This is a genomic window from Chitinophaga sp. RCC_12 (assembly GCF_041360695.1).
Taxonomy (GTDB): Bacteria; Bacteroidota; Bacteroidia; order Chitinophagales; family Chitinophagaceae; genus Chitinophaga.
On the sequence record NZ_JBFUPS010000001.1, the window covers coordinates 288,945 to 306,563 of the forward strand.

Here is a 17,619-nt window from a genome sequence, read left to right on the forward strand (position 1 = left end):
TTTTTGGCAGGCGTACCCCAAATGCAGAAATGAGCACCCGGGGAGGCACTCATTTCTGCATATAGTCGTTATTGTTATTAATCAGTCTCTCCGTTTACCCGATACCACCAGTACCACACCTACAATGGCTACGATACCGCCGGCATAGGTAGGCCAGCCTATCCATCTGTTTTCTTTCTTATTAATTTCAACAGGACCAATGTCTACCACTTTCTTTTCTGTTTGAACAGAGAAGCCCCTGATAACGATCATTGCAATACCAGCAATAATGAGGATGATGCCAAGTACTTTCATAATGTTGCGTTTATGAATATACCGGCAATCCACATGCCATTACTATGACAGCATTTTTAGCGGTATAATGGGGAAATAGCACCCCAATAAGTAGGATTATTCCGTTTTCAGGCTTTTCATGGGATTCATGGCCGCCGCCCGGATGCTTTGGAAGCTGACCGTGACTAAAGCCACTATGATGGTGATGAGCCCCGCCCCGCCAAAGATCCACCACTCAAGGTTTACTTTATACGCGAAGTGATTCAGCCACTGGTTCATGGCGTACCAGGCCAGCGGGAAGGCAATGAGCATTCCTATAAATACCGGCTTCAGGAAGCCGGCCGACAGCAACAGGAAAATACTGGATTCGGAAGCGCCGAGCACTTTTCTCACGCCTATTTCTTTAGTACGTTGCGCCGCGGTGAACATGGCCAGTCCGAATAAACCGAGACAGGAAATGAATACAGCGAGGCAGGCGAAGTAGTTGCACAGCTGACTTACCATCTGTTCACTTTTATAAAGCTTGGTATATTCTTCATCGGAGAACTGGTAAGTAAAGGGGAAGTTAGGATTTAAGTTTTTGCAGATTCCTGCAAGTCCGGCCAGCACGGGTGTTGTTTTACCTCCGGCGACCCTTACCAGGATATTGCCCCACTTAGGTTTTTCGTCCAGGCGGATTACCAGCGGCTCTATAGCATCGTGCATGGAGTTGAAGTGGAAATCCTTTAGCACGCCCACGATGGTGCCGGAAACATTTCCGAGTGTGAATGGCTGTCCTACCGGATGCTGGTAACCAATCCTTTTTACGGCGCTTTCATTCAGGATATAACTCCCTGAATCATTCCCGAATGCACGCGAAAAGTCGCGGCCCTCCAGTAAGGTGAGGCCCATGGTTTTTATAAAGTCGTATCCCACTGCCGCATCCGCAAAAGAGGCGTCATCATTGGGATCTTTGCCAGACCAGCTGATACCTCCTTTGTGATGTTCTATCACCGTTGGCGACTCTTTCATTTTAGAAATAGCCAGCACGCCGGGCAGGTTGGTTGCCGCTTCCCTGAATACATCGTATTTGGAAATCAGTTCGCCTTCGATAGGAATATAGATAAGGTTCTGCCGGTTGTAGCCCAGGTTCTTTGTTTGCACGTAATCCATTTGGCGGTAAATCACAAACATGCCTATCATTAACAGGATGGACAACGTGAATTGAAACACCACCAGGCCCTTCCGGAAATTAGTAGCGCCGGAGCCAAATTTAAGGCTGCCTTTGAGCACCCTTACCGGGTTCAGGGATGACAGGAACAGCGCCGGGTAACTGCCGGCCACGAAGCCGGTGAGTACCGTAAGGCCCAGTAAAGTAGCCCAGAATACCGGTTGTGAAACGGGTAATGCCAATTGTTTTCCACTGAGCTGGTTAAATGCGGGCAGCAATAATATTACCACCAACAGAGCGATTACCAATGAAAAGAATGCCAGCAGCATGGCTTCCCCGATAAACTGGATGATAAGGGAAGAGCGCAGGGCGCCTACTACTTTTCTCACCCCTACTTCCTTTGCTCTTTTTACCGACCGCGCCGTAGCGAGGTTCATAAAATTGATGCAGGCAATGAGCATAATGAATATGGCCAGCAGCGTAAAGAGGCGCACGTATTCAATACGTCCGCCGTCGGGTACGCCGTTGCTGAATACGCCGTGCAGGTATTTTTCGCTGTAGGGCTGTAAACCCAGTTCAATATAGGAATCGTTATTGCGTTGCTGATAATTATAAACGAAGTCTTTTATTTTGGCGGCTACTTTATCTGCATCGGCATTGTCACGGAGACGGATATACGTCAGTGGGTTAAAGCTGCCCCAATTTCTTGCCCAGGCATTGTCCCTGGTGAAATCCTCCCAGTTGCGGAGGTACTCAAATTGTTGTGATGAGTTGGCCGGCACCTCGTACACCGCAGTCACAGAGAGACTTACCGTGTCTTCATAACGCAGTGTTTTCCCCAGCGCCTGTTCCGGGCTGCCGAAAAATAATTCCGCGAGGTGTTTGGAAATAGCGATGGTGCCTGGTTTATCGATGGCCGATGCTTTTGTGCCCTGCAATACCGGGTAACTGAACATCTGCAAAAAATCAGCGCCTGCATAGGCGCCGGTGATCTTCATTACTTTATCATCTACCCGTAATGTTACCGGCAGAAAAACCTCGAAGCCGCTGGCGTATTCTACTTCAGGCACTTCTTTTTTCAGTTCTGCTGCCAGCGGCCCCTGTGTGAGATAGCCGGCGTTCACTTTACCACCGGATGACTGGCGCACATATACCTGGTATAGTTTATCACTGTTGGCATGAAATCCATCCATGCTTTTTTCATCCTGTACCCACAGGATCATGAGAAGGCTGCAGGCCAGTCCGAGTGCCAGCCCCAGGATATTGATAAAAGAAAATGCTTTATTGCGGACGAGGTTGCGCCATGCAATCCTGAAGTAGTTGCTTATCATGATAGTCGGTATCAGTTACAGCACCTGTTGAAAAAACATGCCATACCAAAAGTTACGTACGTTACAATAGTTTAAAAAGTTATTTTTTAAATAATATGTCCGCTTTTGATACAGCAGGTGACCGCTTGTAAAACTTGAATAAATATACAGCGATTATTGCGGTGTTAGCAGACCTGCACCGCCTCCACTCCCAACAACTCCGCCAGCTTTTTTATCCTTGACGCGATATGCCCCTTGCCTACGGCGCAATGATGCGCCGGTCCGTGCGCATTCCAGGCTTCCACGAAATTCCTGGCGCCAGCAGGAAAACGGTAACGGCTGTTGGTGTTACCGATTTCAAGGATAGGTCCCGCTTCGGACATTCCTTCCGCCAGGAGGAACTGCAGTTTCCCATCGGCTGTTTCCACTACAGACAGTAAGGTTACCGGGCCGTGTACCACCGACATTTCCACGGATAGTCCTTTCCCTACTTTTCCATGATATACCTGTAGTGGTTTCAGTTTTATTTTACCGGCGGCGATTACAGGATGGCAGGGTCCATCATGTCCCATGAGCACGATGTCATCTTTGTAGTCCATGGCATAGTACTCTGTGAAGGAACCACCTGCACCAAAGCTGTCCATGATTTTCATGGCCTGCGCGTTTTTCACTTCGTACTCCCCCGCTACAGGGATGCCTTGCGCCGTTAAGAGGGAGGTGCCCATGATCACGGAGCTCATGGTATCCTCATTGATAGCGTTGCCGCTTCCTTTATGGTAGTACGCCAGGGAACCCAGTTGGTGCTTTGCTACCAGTTTATCCAAAGCCACCGCTGTTTTGGCCGCGCGGTGCAATTCTTCCGGTGAGCAATCGGGCTGTATGTCAAACACCTGTTGCGCCTCCCGGAGCTTGGCGGCAATTTCCGCTTCGCTGACCGTATTCCGGAGTCCTGATAATTCATCTACCTCAATGATTTCCATATGCCCGCCCAACACGGCTGCATGCAGGGTAAGATTAGCGTAAATATCCAACATGCCGCCGTAGTAGTTACCCATCAGGCCCAGCCTGTTGTGATACAGGGTGTGCGCTACATTTGCGGCGGCGATCCATTCTTCCATTTCCTTCCACACCACGGGATCATCCTGCAACATACCTGTTACCTGGTAAAAAGGGATGTGTGCGCGTTTGAATACGCTGGCTATTTCCGGCACCGGGCAGGCGGCGCAGAAGGCGAGCCATTCGCCGGTCATGGTGGTGCGGTCCGGCAGCTGATTAAATGTGGCATAGTCGATGGCCGCGGCCGGAGAGAGATTTAATACGATCACCGGTACTTTTGCGCGTTTTACCACCGGTAAAACCGTGGAAGATAACGCGTAGGTGGTTACGTATAAAAAGATCAGGTCTACCTCTTCTTTGCGGAAACGGCTGCCCGCTTTAAAGGCTTTCTCCGGCGTGTCTATCAGGCCGAGGTGAACGATATCGGCGCCGTAGTGCTGCAACTGCTGATGCACAATATCAATATACCCCGACAACCGCTGCTGCAGTCCTTCGAACTGTTCCCAATAGGCAGCGAGGCCTATACCAAACAGGCCCACTTTTAATGTATTCATGACGCAATTTTTTGAATGGTAACCGGATCTGTGATAAAGCTAGTTGCGGTGTGATGAATTATTTGATATTTCGGTTGTACTTTATGATACAATCCCGGCGGGTGGCGGAAATTCTTATTACTTTCCGGAACCTTTCCGGCTTTTTATATTTTTATATAAAGAAGAACGCGTTATGATGAACTATTACAAGTATCTACCCGTGAGCAGGGAAGATGAGAGCTGGGGTCTTTGGGTACTGAATACCGGTTGTACGCAGGTGGCAGCAGCAGACATTTACCCGGGTAAAGATCATCCGGCGCATCATCATTTCAACTGGAAGAAAGGAAGGGTATTGAATGAATACCAGGTTATTTATATCACCGGCGGCAAAGGCATTTTTGAGTCCGACAGCTGCCGGCAGCAGGAAATAAAAGGCGGTACCATTATCCTGCTGTTCCCGGGAGAAAGGCACCGCTACCGGCCACTCGCCGAAACCGGCTGGGATGAATACTGGGTAGGCATGAAAGGCCCTGTGCTCGACAACCTGCTGAAGGAAAATTTTTTCACCAGGGAAAAGCCCTGTTTATATATCGGTTACCAGGAAGGTACCCTGCAGTTGTTTCATCTTATTATAGAAAAAACAAAACAGGAGCACCCCGGCTACCAGCCGCTCATTGCCGGCGCGGCGCTTCACCTGATGGGAAACATTCACTATCTCGTGAAGCAACAGGCAAGCGGGAATAAAGAGAGAGAAGAACTGATGAACAAAGCACGGCTGTTATTCCGCGCCAACATCTCCCGGCATTATTCCCCGGAGCAGGCGGCAGAAGAGTTACAGGTGGGCTACTCCTGGTTCAGGAAAGCGTTTAAGCAATATACGGGGCTATCTCCGTTTCAATATTATATCCAACTTAAAATAGAGAAAGCGAGGGAACTATTGAATGATCCCGCTGTATCTGTAAAAGAAATTGCGTATGATCTCAGGTTTGATTCTTCGTTTTACTTCTCCAGGATCTTTAAAGAGAAGACCGGATTTACGCCCACGGAATACCGGAAAAGGGCGCAGGGCGACGTTTAACATAGTTTGCTGCCTGTTGTTATTAACGTATAACGTGCATGCGCAAACGAATTCGTCGCTTGTTAACTTCAACCCGCAGCAACAACAAACTATCCGCTTCAGTACTGCCGGCGCGGCTATTGATGCGCACGACGGTGAAATAGCTTATTTCAACGGCACCTATTACCTTTATGGTACCAGCTATGGCTGTGGATTTGAATGGGGCAGAAAAGAGGCCCCCTTTTGTGGATTTAAAGTATATACTTCTACAGATCTTCAGCAGTGGACCGACAAAGGCTTTTTATTTAACGCCCGCACACCGGTATGGCAAACACGCTGCAACGGCAGTACCTACGGCTGTTTCAGGCCGCATGTGATCTACAATAAAAAAACAAAACAGTATGTACTGTGGATCAATGTATATGATAACCGTACCGGCTTCCGCGTATTTACCAGCCAGCAACCCACAGGTCCGTTTACAGAAGTGGCGGAGCCCCGGATGGCAGTGAACAGCAATGGCGCCATTGCCGGGTTGAACAATGGTGATCATGATACCTTTGTAGATGAAGATGGCACCGCTTATATTGCGTATACCGACTGGCAAACAAAAGGCACCATTGTAATTGAAAAGCTCAGCGCTGATTATCTGACTGGCAGCGGGGAGCATGTAAAAGCAGTGACAAAAGGGAATACCGAAGCGCCGGCGCTCTTCCGGCGCAATGGCAGTTACTACCTGTTGTACTCCGATCCTAATTGTGGCTATTGTGCAGGTACTGGCACTTCTTATCGCCGTGCGGCGTCGCCGCTGGGCCCATGGTCTGATGGAATAAAGATCAGCGATCGATCCTGCGGTGGACAACCTTCTTTTGTATCGCTTATTAAACTCAACGGCGACAGCGTTTTCCTGTATGGCAGTGATCTGTGGAACAATGCAGCAAAAAATGAAGCGCTGGCTAATTACTATTGGGCGCCGCTTTCCTTTGCAGCAGACGGCGCTATTGAACCTATTGTTTGTAAAGACAGCATACAGCTGCCCTTGCGCGCTGCTTCGACTCCTGTTATGAAAGTGAAGCCCGACAACAGCAGCGGGCAGGAAGGATTCCGGTTCCAGTGCGACATTAACGGATGTATACAGCGTTCGCAAAGCTTCACTCCTACCCGGTCAGGCGTGCTTACGGCTGTAAGCATCACTGCTTTTAAAAGTGGCTATCCGGACGATGACCTGCATATCAGCATTTACCCGGCAAATGACAAGGGATTACCGGCAACAGGAAAAGCGCTGTATGAGGGGGCCATTCCCCGCGACAGCCTGAGCTGGTCACCGGCGCCGGTTACCATACAACCGCGTATAACGGTAGCGGCCAAACGCAGTTATGTGATGGTGATCCGGTCGTCCACGGCCAGCGGTTGTTATGGCATCACTTATAAGGACGAAGCCCGCGGTGGTGTTTCCGCTTACAGCGCCGACTGCGGACAGGCATTTACTATTGAAAAGGACCGGGTGCTGAAGTTTAGTACGTATGTAGGGGAGTAATCCGGGCCTGCACGTCTTTCAGTTTCATCACCATCTTTTGCGCTGATTCCGCGATCCATGCCTGGTAATCTGTAATGGCACGGGTGCGCTCCTCTTCTGTGATAAAACCACTTTCCACCATCTGCGGGCCTCTGAGTTCCGCTACTTTGGACCAGATGCCTGCTTTTTCTGCGAAGTTGCTTTCGCCGCGGGTGTATATTTCATCGGCGTTCAACACGGTGATGTGATGAAAGCCCAATGCTTCAAAATGCCCGGAGAGGTGATCCCCAATTTCATTATCCATGCCTGCATCTGCACGCCAGGCAAGGAATGCCTTGTAAAAATGCTGCATACTTTCCGGTGGCGCAGGCGTCCATTCCAGCTGGTGATGGTTGTAGTCTAAAATAGAAATATAGCCATCCGGGTTTAGCAGGGATCTAAATTTCAGCAGTGCTTCGCGTGGATTACTTAACCATTGCAGCACACGGGCAGAAACGATGAGGTCAAATTTTTCTGCCGGATTGTAGGCGAACAGGTCGGCCTCCAGCAGTGTTAAGTTAGAAAGATCCGTATGATCCGTGTTTCCTTTAGCGATCAGGTGCGCGCTGCTGTCGATGCCCACAACGCTTCCTGTTTTACCCACTGCGCCGGCAATACCGGCAGATATGGCGCCGGTACCACAGCCAACATCCAGCACCCTAATGCCTTCCCTGAGCAATGGCACCAGCGTGGCGTAGCTGTTCTGCAAACTCCTGCTGTCTAAAACGCTGCTATCTTTTGGCATGGCGGCTCTTTCATTTGCGGTATTACTCATGGAGGATCTGTTGTTTGGTCAGGAAAAGATGAATTTAAATATAACATTTTGTAAACAGAAATAAGTGATACTTCAGGACTATATAAACCATTTAGCGGGTTGTTTGTAGTGTATGATGAAAAACGCCTGCATGAAAACACGCCGTTTCCCTTTGCTTTTTGCCAGCATGGTGCTGCTACTGTTGTACGCCTGTAAAACCTCCCGGGTGATCAACAGTACTGAGCTGACGATTACCGGCAACTACTGCGCGCCGGCGGCCGCCTTCAGCAACAGCCAGGATACTATTCCCCTGAAGAATACCGATTCACTGATCAAAGCGAATCCCGATTTACCGGTACACGAAGTATTGATGGCTAATGCTACCGGCACCCTGTTCCTGATCCGGCAAATGAAGGGCATAGCCGGAGATACCTCTCTGGAAGGGATGATGCGAAGAGCTGAGCTCCGCTCGAAGATTCAGCACCGTTTACTGCTTGCCACCATGGAAATTGCCGGTGTGGCTGCGGAGCTGGACTGTGAAGGCGAAAAAGCCGACCAGCTGGCCAAATATCTCGACAACTTCAATAGTAAAAGAAATACCCGCTTAACGGTTGCCTCTATCATTACCGGCGCGCTGACTACTATTGCGACGGTTGCTATCAGGGAACAGGGTCCGCAGAATGTGGTGGCCATTGGCGGGGGTCTGCTGTCCGCCGGTTTGGGTGCATTAACCATCAATGCAGCGGGAAAGAAAATCAGGTTTGCGCATCTCCGGAATGTGTTGTCAGACATTTGGTATATGCCGGATACTTCTGCCATTTATCCTCCTTTTACCTGGTATGTGCTGAATGAAAAACATTTCAGTAACAGCGGACAGATATCGTTGGCGGCTAATGTCAAAAAGAGATGGGAGCGGTTTGATCTTGGAGGTGATGTCAGCACCTCAGACAAACAATTATTTTTTGGCGAGGGCGGCGTATATAAAGCGGATGATCTGCATACCCGTGCGGCCATGGTGAATGAGCTGCAATCTACCGTCCGGTCGGTAAACCAGGATCTGCAGCGGCTCCTGCATTATCTCATTACTATAGAATAGCGCCTGATTTTTCCCGATTGCGTAAATAATATTCCCTTTTCGCTTACCGGCCGAGCCTCTACGGGCATAGCTTTGCCGCATTGCAGATGATGCGCCATTTATAAATTAAGATATAATGAAGAAATTCCTGTTTTCTGTTATTTTATGCTGTAGCCTTCAGTCACTTTTTGCCCATGCTATCTGGATCGAAACCGTTACTACCGGGAAGATCGGGCAGGCACAGGAAGTGAAAGTTTTCCTGGGAGAATATGCCGATAACGAGCGCGATTCTATTCAGCACTGGTTCAGTAATATGAAAGATTTTACCCTGTACCTGGTAAAACCCGACGGACAAAAAGAAAAACTGACCTGTACCGCCAACGGCAATTACTTTACCGCCACCTTTACGCCTGCTGTTGCCGGTACGCACCTGTTAGCGATTGATCATACCGTGCAGGAAGTATACAGCGGCAGTAAGATCCATTATTATGCGATGGGGCTGGTGAAAGTCAACAATACTTTAACCGGCGCAGACAACGCAAAAGAACATACGGATTTCTCCTTACTAACGAATCTCAAAAAAGCAAACAAGCTGCATCAGCCGGCTACCGTGCAGTTAAGCTATAAGAAGGCTGTTCCTGCGGCCGGTGAAGTAACCGTACAGTCGCCGGAGGGATGGACTAAGAAATTCAAAGCCGGTCAGGCTGGTGACGTTACTTTTTCACCCGCATGGGCAGGCCGCTACCTGCTGGAAGGTACTTTTACCGAAGAGGCCAGCGGACAACATGAAGGCAAGGATTTTAATAAAGTATGGCATTGTGTTACTTACTGCATGGATGTAGATAAGTAAACGTAAAATGACTTGGAAGGGCTGGCAATTTTTGCCGGCCCTTCCCGTTTTATTTTGAGAATATCCTAATTTCATATCCTCTTAATAAGACCCATGAAACAACTGTTCTGTATAGCGCTTCTTTCCTTTTCCCTGTTTAGTATTCACTGCGGCCGGGGAACCGTGATCCCTCCTTCCTCCATTCCGGATACGCTGCCCTCCATCACACAGGAAGGTAAAAATACTATTGGCAGCCTGGTAAACGGGAAGGTGTTCATTCCACGCGGAAGTGTAGGCCTGCCCAATCCCTCCGCATATTATGACCCTACTACCAGGAACGGAAGTTTTAATGTATCCATGACCCGGTTCGACTTTGGCGACTCCGTGCAGCGGAGTTTCCAGATCATCGCCACCAACTTAAATAAAACGGGAACTTATCCTGTTACCACGCCTGCGGCGGATGTAGCCTTTGTATATACCCGGCTGCTAATGCGCACCCATACCGGTTGTGAGTATATTGGAATGGATGCGGCAAAGGTGCAACAGGAAGGGCAGCTGGTTATCACGAAGCTGGACACCGGGCAAAAAATCATTGCCGGCACCTTTACCTGTACGCTGATAACCGCAGGTTGTGATACCGTTCATATGACAGACGGGCGGTTTGATATGAAGTACTAACCTTTATCCGTTATGATCTCCGCATAGATCTCTTCAAAATCTTTTCCTTTGTGCGATTGCCAGATACCGGCGAATTTTGTTTCCACGCCTTTCAGGAGCTGCACGCATAACTTACGGTCATCGTCGGTCATGTCGTGGAACATTACTTCCGCGAGCTGGCTGATCCGCCGCCTGCATTGGATCAGTACTTTTTCTCCTTTGGGCGTTACTTTTAACCGTTTGGAGCGCTTGTCTTCTTTATCGTCATATTCGGTGAGGTAGCCCAGTTTTTTCAGCCGGTTTAACTTATCCGTGCCGGTAGACAGCTCCTGCAGCGCCGCGTAGATCGCTTCTGTTTTCCGGGGTTCTTTTAACTGTGCAACCGTATTGAGCAATGAATATTCGTCGATCGTGTTGATACCGGTGCCATCCAGCGCCGCCACCGTGTAAATGGTGTGTAGTTTAAAGATTCTTCCTATTACCCGCATTAATACACCATCGCTTTGTACCGGCAGAAACTTCCCTTCCGGCGGAACCGGTTTCCGGGTTTGCTTGCTTGCCAGGTAATGCCTGCAAAATTCTTCAATGCTGCTTTCCGGATGCTGATCATCAAAAGCTCCCCATTCAGTCATCAGTTCTACGGCTTTATTCATACCAGATATTTTATTTCCGAAGCAATAATAGAAAAAATACTTCGGATTTTTTGTTTTTACTGTATTTCCGTTATACATTTACTAATATTATTTCGATTCTGTCATATAAAAATCATAGTCAGATGTCAACACAGTTTATTTTCCAGGGCTTCGTTGTGCTCCATCTCATAGGATTTCTTCTCTTCGCCGGTACTTCGGTAGCGGATTTTGTAGGCTTCCGGCAGTTCTGGAAGCAGTACGACGTGGATAAAAGCAAAGCCGCCACGGTGATGCAGGCCATCTCTGTTTTCCCGGTGTTAATGAGAGTAGGAATAGGGCTGATCATTCTTTCCGGCATAGGCATCATGTACATGACGCATGGCGTTTTTGGCGAACAGTTGTGGTTCCGGATAAAGTTCGGCCTGGTGATCGTTATTATCCTCAACACCTTCCTTTTCGGACAACGGCAGAAAAAGCAGTTAAAGAAATCTTTTGAAACGTCTGCCGGCACCGTTCAAAAGATCAGGGGCAACATCCGTTTGTTCCACACAGTACAATTACTTTTCGTTTTCATCATCATCCTGTTGAGTGTTTACAAATTCAACTGATCAAACTGAACATCATGAAAAAAGATAAAATCATTTACTGGACGGCCACGCTTATCCTTACCGGCGTAATGTTATGGAGCGCCTTTAATTTTGCTTTCAATCCTGAAATGAAAGGCGCCTTTGCTCACCTGGGGCTGCCCAATTGGTTCCGGATAGAACTTACCATTGCCAAGGTGCTGGGCTCACTGGCGCTGCTATTGCCCTTTACGCCGCCGAAGCTCCGGGAGTTCGCCTATTTTGGGTTTGGTATAACCCTGATTTCGGCGGCGGTGGCGCATTTATCAAGCGGCGACAGTGTATTGCTGGAAATAGGTCATACTTCATTTTTTGTAAGCCTGGTGGTTTCCTATGCTTACTATCACAAACTGCATCCTCCCGTGGTGGTTGCTTAAAAAAATAAAGCCTTCAGACCGGGTATGTCTGAAGGCTTTCTATTACTATTGTTATATTATTTCGCGCCCAGGGCTGCGATTACTTTTTCGCCTGTTAACTGTGCGGAAGCAGGGTTCTGCCCGGTGATAAGGTTCCCATCGGTTACTGCAAAGGGCTGCCAGTCGGCCCCTTTCACATAGTTTGCTCCACGCTCCTTCAGCATATCTTCCAAAGAAAAAGGTACTTCAGCGGTAGTTTGTCCGGCTACTTCTTCACTGTTGGTGAATGCCGATATTTTTTTTCCTTTTACCAAAGGCGCGCCATTCTTATCCTTTACATTTTTCAGTGCAGCAGGTGCATGGCATACCAGTGCCACGGGTTTTCCGGCGGCATAAAATGTTTCTATCAGCTGCGCGGAGGTGGCATTATCTGACAAGTCCCACATGGGGCCATGTCCGCCGGGATAAAACACGGCATCATAATCCGCTGCCTTCACGTCTTTCAACAAAACGGTATGATTTAATCTTTCCTGGGCTGCCGGATCATTGAAAAATCTTTTTACTGATGCCGTGCTATAATCGGGTGCGGTGCTTTTTGGATCAATGGGCGCCTTTCCACCTGCGGGTGACGCAATGGTTACCTGGAACCCCTTATCGGTAAACAGGTAGTAGGGTGTGGCAAATTCTTCTATCCAGGTACCGGTTTTATGCCCGGTGCTTTTTACTTCACTGAAGGAAGTCACTACAATAAGTATTTTTTTCATAGACTGATGATTAATTTTTTTTGTGTGCTGGCTATATGCCTGAAAAGCCAGAAAGGGCAACAGTAACAGCAATAAGCCCGTTTTTTTAGTTTTCATTTACCTGATTTTTGCACAAAGTTGGTACTTATAAATATGCGGCGAAAGGAAACAGATCACCATTTAATTGTGATACAGGTCACAGCTTTTATGTTAATTTGTATCTTATGAATAATGCGCTAAGGCAACATATTGAAGTAATCTCCCCACTCACCGATACGGAATTCGATCATATACAGTCGTACTTCACCGAAAAGAAATTACGTAAGCACCAGTTCCTGGTGCAGGAGGGCAACCTGGTGGGACATGAATATTTTGTGGTAAGCGGCCTGTTAAAAGCGGCATATTTTAATGAAGCCGGTAAAGAACATATTATCCAGTTCGCGATGGAAAACTGGTGGATCACCGATTACCATGCGTACGTAAACCAAACAACTGCAAAGCTGAATATTGATTGTATTGAAGCATCTACCCTGCTGTGTTTATCTTTCGAAAATAAAAAGAAGCTCTGTGAAGCTTCCCATAAAATGGAGCATTTTTTCCGGGTAAAAGCCACTTCCGGCTATGTGGCGTCGCAGCAGCGGATCCTATCGCTGCTCAACAATGATGCACGGTCGCGCTACGAACAATTGCTGGCACAATACCCGGCGCTTTTTCAACGGGTTCCCAAAACACTGATTGCCGCCTATCTTGGCGTATCGCGTGAAACGCTGAGCCGTTTCTCAGGGAAGTAACTATTCCTTTTATTATCTCCGGAAATAATTTACTATATTTGTAAGGTAAACTTATAATCTTACCTTACTATATGGCTTCCGGAAATCCGCATCAACTTGCCGCACAACTCCGTCCACTTCTTGCCAGGCTGGTGAGAAAGCTGCGAAAGCTATCGCCGGCAAATGAGCAGCTATCACAGAGTGAGCGCTCAGTGCTGGTATTACTGGACCAGCACGATTACCTGCTGTCGGCAGAACTGGCAGTAATGGAGAAAATGACGCCGCAATCAATGGGACAATTACTCCAGCATCTTTTCCAGCTGAATTTAATCAACAGGACGGCCTCTCCCGACGACAAGCGGAAGATTCATATTTCCTTATCGGCAGCAGGCAAAGCGCGGATCGAGCGGGTACGGAAAGAACGGGACGAATGGTTAGGCAAGGCGATCAGCGAGGTTTGCACGAAAGAAGAGCAGGCGACCCTGCTGGCAGCCATCGGGCCTTTGTCAAAATTGGTGGAGTACGAATAAAAGCGGGGAACTATCATGAACATCAGCACTTTTAATGCTTTCAAGAGTCGTAATTACCGGTTATATTTCAGTGGTCAGTCTATATCGCTGATAGGCACCTGGATGCAGAAAACTGCGGTCAGCTGGGTGATCTATTCGCAAACACATTCCAAGTTCATGCTGGGGCTCACCCTTTTTGCGAGCATGTTTCCTTCCTTTGTTTTTTCTTTCCTGGGCGGTGTGGCTTCTGACCGGTATAACCGGTACAAGCTGTTGCTGATAACCCAGTTTGCATCTATGTTCCAGGCAGTTTTATTAACGGTGCTGATCTACTTTAAGCACTACGAGGTGTGGCAGATCATTGGACTAAGCGCTTTCCTGGGGCTCATCAACGCATTTGATGTACCTGCGCGGCAATCGCTGGTTTATGAAATGGTGGAGAACAAAGCGGACCTCCCCAATGCGCTGGCGCTGAATTCCTCGATGGTGAATTTGTCGAGGCTCATTGGCCCCGGCATCGCCGGGCTGGCACTTGAAAAATTCGGAGAAGACATTTGTTTTGGTATAAACGCCATCAGCTTTATTGCCGTAATAGGATCGTTGCTGTGTATGAAGCTGCCGGCGTACACCGCGAAAGTGCGTACTACCAATATGCTGGGAGAGCTGAAAGAAGGGTTTGCCTATATCAAAGCAACACCCGCTATTTCACTGATATTGGTTACCCTGGCATCTGTAAGCCTGCTGGTATTGCCTTACAGCACGTTGATGCCGGTATATGCCAAAGATATTTTCAAGGGCAATGCGTCCACCTTTGGAGTGATAGACAGCGCCATCGGGATGGGCGCATTTTGCGGCGCACTTTTCCTGGCTTCCCTGAAACCAGGGAAAAACCTGCGGAAGATCCTGGCGTTTAACACGCTGGTATTCGGCGCAGGCCTTGTGCTATTCTCCCACTCCACTATTTATCCGGTTGCACTGATATTTGCCACGGTAGCTGGTTTTGGCATGATGTCGCAAATCACGATCAGCAACACCCTGATCCAGACGACCGTAGACCCCGCGATGCGCGGCCGGGTGATCAGCTTTTATGCGATGGCATTTTTCGGCATGCAGCCACTCGGCGGACTGCTGGTAGGCGCTATTTCCCAATGGATAGGCACGCCCAATACCGTGTTGCTGCAAGGCCTGGTGACCATCGTTATCGGCGGGCTCCTTTTCCGGCAACAACGGTTACAACCAGTAACCGCATTGCCGGCGCATGCGTAGAAACCTTATCTTTAAGGCCATATGTTAACCAACCGGATGAAAATAATATTGTTGACCTGCTGCGGACTCCTGCTGTTTGCCACACTCCGTGCACAAAACCTTGAAGGCATATGGAAAGGCTACGCTGCCGCCGAATCACAGGGATGGTTTTATGGCACCGGCAGTTACATTATGGATATAAAACAAACCGCAGCCGGGAAATACACCGGCACTGCCTGGTTTTACGAAACGCCGCAACTGTATGGCGAACTAACGGTGACCGGCCAACGAAACGACAGCGCCGACAACTGGCGTTTTGAAGAGATAAAATTCAATCAGCTCACCATCCCTAAAAATCATAGCGCCCGGCTGGCAGTCATGAGCCTGAAGTTGTTTGATATTGATGGAGAAATAGTGCTGCAGGGAAGCATGATCAGCTATTCAAAGTACACCGGGAAAGTGCATACGAAGAGGGTGCTGCGGTTATCGAAGCTCAGCGGGGCGGCAATTGCTGCCCTGGAAATTCCCGGCAGCGGGAAAAGATTTCCTCCATCGGAGGCTACTCCTCCTCCTAAACCAGACACAGTACCGCTTGTGCCAGCACGCAGAAACCGGCTACAGGGTAGCTATGATATCAGCAGTCCGGGTATAGATATCAGCCTGTATGATTACGGCACCGTTGATCACGATACCGTAACCGTATTTTTCAACGGCGCAAAAGTGGCCGACCGGCAGGAACTTACCGGCAGCCCGCTGCGCATTCATCTTACAGCTGATACCACGCAGGAATACCAGGAGCTGGTATTACATGCCAATAACCTCGGCGATATTCCGCCTAACACCTCTAAAATGATTATTTTAACCAGCGACAAGCGCTATGAATTAAAAGTTACTTCTTCAGAAACAGAAAATGCGATGATCCGTTTCCGTTATGTGCAGAAGGGAAAGTGATTGCCCGGAAGCGGACAACCACAACATTTATTCTTCACATTTATTTAACCGGTATTTCCCGGAGAATATGCAGCAGGTAATCGTAGAATTTTCCAACGGAAGAGATCTGTACCTTTTCATCCGGGGAATGCGCGCCGCGGATGGTAGGACCGAAAGAGATCATATCCGGGTTGCCGAGGTGTGCACCCAGGATACCGCATTCGAGGCCGGCATGACAGGCCCCTACGTTAGGCGTATGGCTGAAATGATCTTTATACAAGGCCAGTAATAACCGGAGTATTGCAGAATCAGCATCGGGTTTCCATCCGGGGTAGTCGCCACCCTGGTTTATTTCGCAGCCGATGATTTCGAATGCGGCGCTTACGGCAGTGGCTACATCGCTTTTGGTACTTTCCACGCTGCTGCGTTGCAGCGACTGTGTGATAAAAACACCTTCTTTGGCCTGTACCCTGGCGAGGTTGGAAGACGCTTCCACCAGTCCGGCGATATCAGGGCTCATGCGGAACACGCCGTTGGGCACTGCGTAGATGGCACGCAGCAGCTGCGGGAGATAGGCAGGGTCCATTACCAGCGCAGGCATCGCCGTTTCCTTACATTCCAGTACGAAGGAGGGCTCTATGGTTTTGTACTCTTCTTTTATAGTGGCTTCGAATTCACTGATAACGTTCATGAATTTATCCTTATCCGCAGCCGGAATAGCTACAACGGCCTGTGATTCACGTGGGATGGCATTCCGGAGGCTTCCGCCGTCTAAACTGGCCAGCTGGATATTTACCTGCCCTGCGGCTTTATACAGTAACCGGTTCATTACTTTATTAGCATTGGCCCTGCCCTTATGAATTTCCATACCGGAGTGGCCGCCCAGTAATCCTTTAATGCTGATGTGAAATGCGATGGCATTTTTACCTGCGGGCACTTCCTTATAAACGCCTTTTGTGTTGGTATCGATGCCGCCGGCGCAACCGATGGTCAGCTCATCTTCCTCCTCTGTATCGAGGTTCAGGAGGATCTTCCCGGAGAAGTTAACGGGGTCCAGTTGCTTGGCGCCGGTCATGCCCGTTTCCTCATCGATCGTAAACATAGCCTCAATGGCGGGGTGCGGGATATCCTTTGCCGCCAGTACGGACATGATAGCCGCTACACCGATGCCATTATCTGCACCCAGTGTGGTACCACGGGCTTTCACCCAGTCGTTGTCCACGTACATATCGATGCCCTGGATACCAAAGTCAAATACCGTATCGCTGTTTTTCTGATGAACCATATCGAGGTGCGACTGGAGGATAACCGTTTGCCGGTTTTCCATGCCGGGGGTTGAGGGCTTTTTGATGACTACGTTACCGATGGCGTCTTTTGTGGTTTCCAGGCCAAGACGTTTTCCGAAATCCATCATAAAAGCGATCACCCTTTCTTCCTTTTTGGAAGCGCGGGGAACGGCGTTCAGTTCAGCAAAATGCTGCCATAAGTGTTTTGGTGATAAATCTTTTATTTCCATTGAAATATTTTAACCGTTGATGAAGGTATTTGTAAAGATAATTCATCCC

18 protein-coding genes are annotated in these 17,619 nt (G+C 48.7%); 11 read left to right on the forward strand and 7 right to left on the reverse strand.

Annotated elements, in window-relative coordinates; genetic code table 11:
* Positions 1 to 81: 81 nt before the first annotated feature.
* The 3 genes from AB6805_RS01255 to AB6805_RS01265 all read right to left on the reverse strand — a co-directional run bounded on the left by AB6805_RS01255 (position 82) and on the right by AB6805_RS01265 (position 4,343).
* Positions 82 to 294, reverse strand: a complete 213-nt coding sequence (locus tag AB6805_RS01255) for a hypothetical protein (RefSeq protein ID WP_370907647.1) — start codon at positions 292 to 294, stop codon at positions 82 to 84.
* Positions 295 to 390: 96 nt separating this feature from the next.
* Positions 391 to 2,754 carry an ABC transporter permease gene (locus tag AB6805_RS01260; protein WP_370907648.1) on the reverse strand — a complete coding sequence of 788 codons (2,364 nt, stop codon included), beginning with the start codon at positions 2,752 to 2,754 and terminating at the stop codon, positions 391 to 393.
* A 164-nt stretch (positions 2,755 to 2,918) separates the two neighbouring features.
* A complete protein-coding gene (locus AB6805_RS01265) occupies positions 2,919 to 4,343 on the reverse strand; it encodes an arabinose isomerase (protein WP_370907649.1) in 1,425 nt (474 codons plus the stop codon).
* A 172-nt stretch (positions 4,344 to 4,515) separates the two neighbouring features.
* On the opposite strand from AB6805_RS01265, the gene AB6805_RS01270 reads away from it, so the two are divergent.
* On the forward strand, positions 4,516 to 5,400 hold the full coding sequence (locus AB6805_RS01270) for an AraC family transcriptional regulator (RefSeq protein WP_370907650.1): 885 nt from the start codon (positions 4,516 to 4,518) through the stop codon (positions 5,398 to 5,400).
* A 16-nt stretch (positions 5,401 to 5,416) separates the two neighbouring features.
* Positions 5,417 to 6,913 carry a family 43 glycosylhydrolase gene (locus AB6805_RS01275; RefSeq protein ID WP_370907651.1) on the forward strand — a complete coding sequence of 499 codons (1,497 nt, stop codon included), beginning with the start codon at positions 5,417 to 5,419 and terminating at the stop codon, positions 6,911 to 6,913.
* Here the strand turns inward: AB6805_RS01275 and AB6805_RS01280 are convergent.
* A complete protein-coding gene (locus AB6805_RS01280; RefSeq protein ID WP_370907652.1) occupies positions 6,891 to 7,706 on the reverse strand; it encodes a trans-aconitate 2-methyltransferase in 816 nt (271 codons plus the stop codon). The two genes, AB6805_RS01275 and AB6805_RS01280, sit on opposite strands and share 23 nt — an antisense overlap.
* Positions 7,707 to 7,836: 130 nt before the next feature.
* Here AB6805_RS01280 and AB6805_RS01285 point away from each other — a divergent pair, with 130 nt between their 5' ends.
* The 3 genes from AB6805_RS01285 to AB6805_RS01295 all read left to right on the forward strand — a co-directional run bounded on the left by AB6805_RS01285 (position 7,837) and on the right by AB6805_RS01295 (position 10,267).
* The gene (locus tag AB6805_RS01285) at positions 7,837 to 8,781 is read left to right on the forward strand and encodes a hypothetical protein (protein ID WP_370907653.1); all 945 of its coding nucleotides are present in this window, start codon (positions 7,837 to 7,839) and stop codon (positions 8,779 to 8,781) included.
* Between the two features lie 115 nt (positions 8,782 to 8,896).
* On the forward strand, positions 8,897 to 9,610 hold the full coding sequence (locus AB6805_RS01290) for a hypothetical protein (RefSeq protein ID WP_370907654.1): 714 nt from the start codon (positions 8,897 to 8,899) through the stop codon (positions 9,608 to 9,610).
* 93 nt (positions 9,611 to 9,703) lie between these two features.
* The gene (locus AB6805_RS01295) at positions 9,704 to 10,267 is read left to right on the forward strand and encodes a hypothetical protein (protein ID WP_370907655.1); all 564 of its coding nucleotides are present in this window, start codon (positions 9,704 to 9,706) and stop codon (positions 10,265 to 10,267) included.
* Here the strand turns inward: AB6805_RS01295 and AB6805_RS01300 are convergent.
* Positions 10,264 to 10,899, reverse strand: coding sequence for a MarR family winged helix-turn-helix transcriptional regulator (locus tag AB6805_RS01300; protein ID WP_370907656.1), 636 nt, complete (start codon positions 10,897 to 10,899; stop codon positions 10,264 to 10,266). The two genes, AB6805_RS01295 and AB6805_RS01300, sit on opposite strands and share 4 nt — an antisense overlap.
* Positions 10,900 to 11,021: 122 nt before the next feature.
* Between AB6805_RS01300 and AB6805_RS01305 the strand changes: the two genes are divergently transcribed.
* Both AB6805_RS01305 and AB6805_RS01310 read left to right on the forward strand, forming a co-directional pair.
* The gene (locus AB6805_RS01305; protein WP_370907657.1) at positions 11,022 to 11,486 is read left to right on the forward strand and encodes a hypothetical protein; all 465 of its coding nucleotides are present in this window, start codon (positions 11,022 to 11,024) and stop codon (positions 11,484 to 11,486) included.
* A 14-nt stretch (positions 11,487 to 11,500) separates the two neighbouring features.
* Positions 11,501 to 11,878: a DoxX family protein gene (locus AB6805_RS01310; RefSeq protein WP_370907658.1), complete on the forward strand. Its 378-nt coding sequence runs from the start codon at positions 11,501 to 11,503 to the stop codon at positions 11,876 to 11,878.
* 56 nt (positions 11,879 to 11,934) lie between these two features.
* Here AB6805_RS01310 and AB6805_RS01315 read toward each other — a convergent pair whose 3' ends face one another.
* Positions 11,935 to 12,621 carry a type 1 glutamine amidotransferase domain-containing protein gene (locus AB6805_RS01315; RefSeq protein WP_370907659.1) on the reverse strand — a complete coding sequence of 229 codons (687 nt, stop codon included), beginning with the start codon at positions 12,619 to 12,621 and terminating at the stop codon, positions 11,935 to 11,937.
* Positions 12,622 to 12,824: 203 nt separating this feature from the next.
* Between AB6805_RS01315 and AB6805_RS01320 the strand changes: the two genes are divergently transcribed.
* The 4 genes from AB6805_RS01320 (at position 12,825) to AB6805_RS01335 (ending at position 16,075) form a co-directional block, all read left to right on the forward strand.
* Positions 12,825 to 13,391, forward strand: coding sequence for a Crp/Fnr family transcriptional regulator (locus AB6805_RS01320; protein WP_370907660.1), 567 nt, complete (start codon positions 12,825 to 12,827; stop codon positions 13,389 to 13,391).
* 71 nt (positions 13,392 to 13,462) lie between these two features.
* A complete protein-coding gene (locus AB6805_RS01325) occupies positions 13,463 to 13,900 on the forward strand; it encodes a MarR family winged helix-turn-helix transcriptional regulator (protein WP_370907661.1) in 438 nt (145 codons plus the stop codon).
* Positions 13,901 to 13,915: 15 nt separating this feature from the next.
* Complete coding sequence (locus tag AB6805_RS01330; protein WP_370907662.1) at positions 13,916 to 15,145, forward strand: MFS transporter; 1,230 nt, start codon at positions 13,916 to 13,918, stop codon at positions 15,143 to 15,145.
* 36 nt (positions 15,146 to 15,181) lie between these two features.
* Positions 15,182 to 16,075 (forward strand): hypothetical protein, encoded by an 894-nt coding sequence (locus tag AB6805_RS01335; RefSeq protein WP_370907663.1) that lies wholly within the window; start codon positions 15,182 to 15,184, stop codon positions 16,073 to 16,075.
* 40 nt (positions 16,076 to 16,115) lie between these two features.
* On the opposite strand, the gene AB6805_RS01340 is transcribed toward AB6805_RS01335, so the two are convergent.
* Positions 16,116 to 17,570 carry an aminoacyl-histidine dipeptidase gene (locus tag AB6805_RS01340; protein ID WP_370907664.1) on the reverse strand — a complete coding sequence of 485 codons (1,455 nt, stop codon included), beginning with the start codon at positions 17,568 to 17,570 and terminating at the stop codon, positions 16,116 to 16,118.
* Between the last annotated feature and the right edge of the window lie 49 nt (positions 17,571 to 17,619).

Bases quoted from the DNA above. Each gene is read 5' to 3' on its own strand.
- AB6805_RS01335 (WP_370907663.1), top strand. From the start codon at position 15,182: ATGAAAATAATATTGTTGACCTGCTGCGGACTCCTGCTGTTTGCCACA.
- AB6805_RS01280 (WP_370907652.1), bottom strand. From the start codon at position 7,706: ATGAGTAATACCGCAAATGAAAGAGCCGCCATGCCAAAAGATAGCAGC.
- AB6805_RS01330 (WP_370907662.1), top strand. From the start codon at position 13,916: ATGAACATCAGCACTTTTAATGCTTTCAAGAGTCGTAATTACCGGTTA.
- AB6805_RS01255 (WP_370907647.1), bottom strand. From the start codon at position 294: ATGAAAGTACTTGGCATCATCCTCATTATTGCTGGTATTGCAATGATC.
- AB6805_RS01340 (WP_370907664.1), bottom strand. From the start codon at position 17,570: ATGGAAATAAAAGATTTATCACCAAAACACTTATGGCAGCATTTTGCT.
- AB6805_RS01320 (WP_370907660.1), top strand. From the start codon at position 12,825: ATGAATAATGCGCTAAGGCAACATATTGAAGTAATCTCCCCACTCACC.
- AB6805_RS01325 (WP_370907661.1), top strand. From the start codon at position 13,463: ATGGCTTCCGGAAATCCGCATCAACTTGCCGCACAACTCCGTCCACTT.
- AB6805_RS01260 (WP_370907648.1), bottom strand. From the start codon at position 2,754: ATGATAAGCAACTACTTCAGGATTGCATGGCGCAACCTCGTCCGCAAT.
- AB6805_RS01300 (WP_370907656.1), bottom strand. From the start codon at position 10,899: ATGAATAAAGCCGTAGAACTGATGACTGAATGGGGAGCTTTTGATGAT.
- AB6805_RS01310 (WP_370907658.1), top strand. From the start codon at position 11,501: ATGAAAAAAGATAAAATCATTTACTGGACGGCCACGCTTATCCTTACC.
- AB6805_RS01305 (WP_370907657.1), top strand. From the start codon at position 11,022: ATGTCAACACAGTTTATTTTCCAGGGCTTCGTTGTGCTCCATCTCATA.
- AB6805_RS01285 (WP_370907653.1), top strand. From the start codon at position 7,837: ATGAAAACACGCCGTTTCCCTTTGCTTTTTGCCAGCATGGTGCTGCTA.
- AB6805_RS01315 (WP_370907659.1), bottom strand. From the start codon at position 12,621: ATGAAAAAAATACTTATTGTAGTGACTTCCTTCAGTGAAGTAAAAAGC.
- AB6805_RS01290 (WP_370907654.1), top strand. From the start codon at position 8,897: ATGAAGAAATTCCTGTTTTCTGTTATTTTATGCTGTAGCCTTCAGTCA.
- AB6805_RS01295 (WP_370907655.1), top strand. From the start codon at position 9,704: ATGAAACAACTGTTCTGTATAGCGCTTCTTTCCTTTTCCCTGTTTAGT.
- AB6805_RS01270 (WP_370907650.1), top strand. From the start codon at position 4,516: ATGATGAACTATTACAAGTATCTACCCGTGAGCAGGGAAGATGAGAGC.
- AB6805_RS01265 (WP_370907649.1), bottom strand. From the start codon at position 4,343: ATGAATACATTAAAAGTGGGCCTGTTTGGTATAGGCCTCGCTGCCTAT.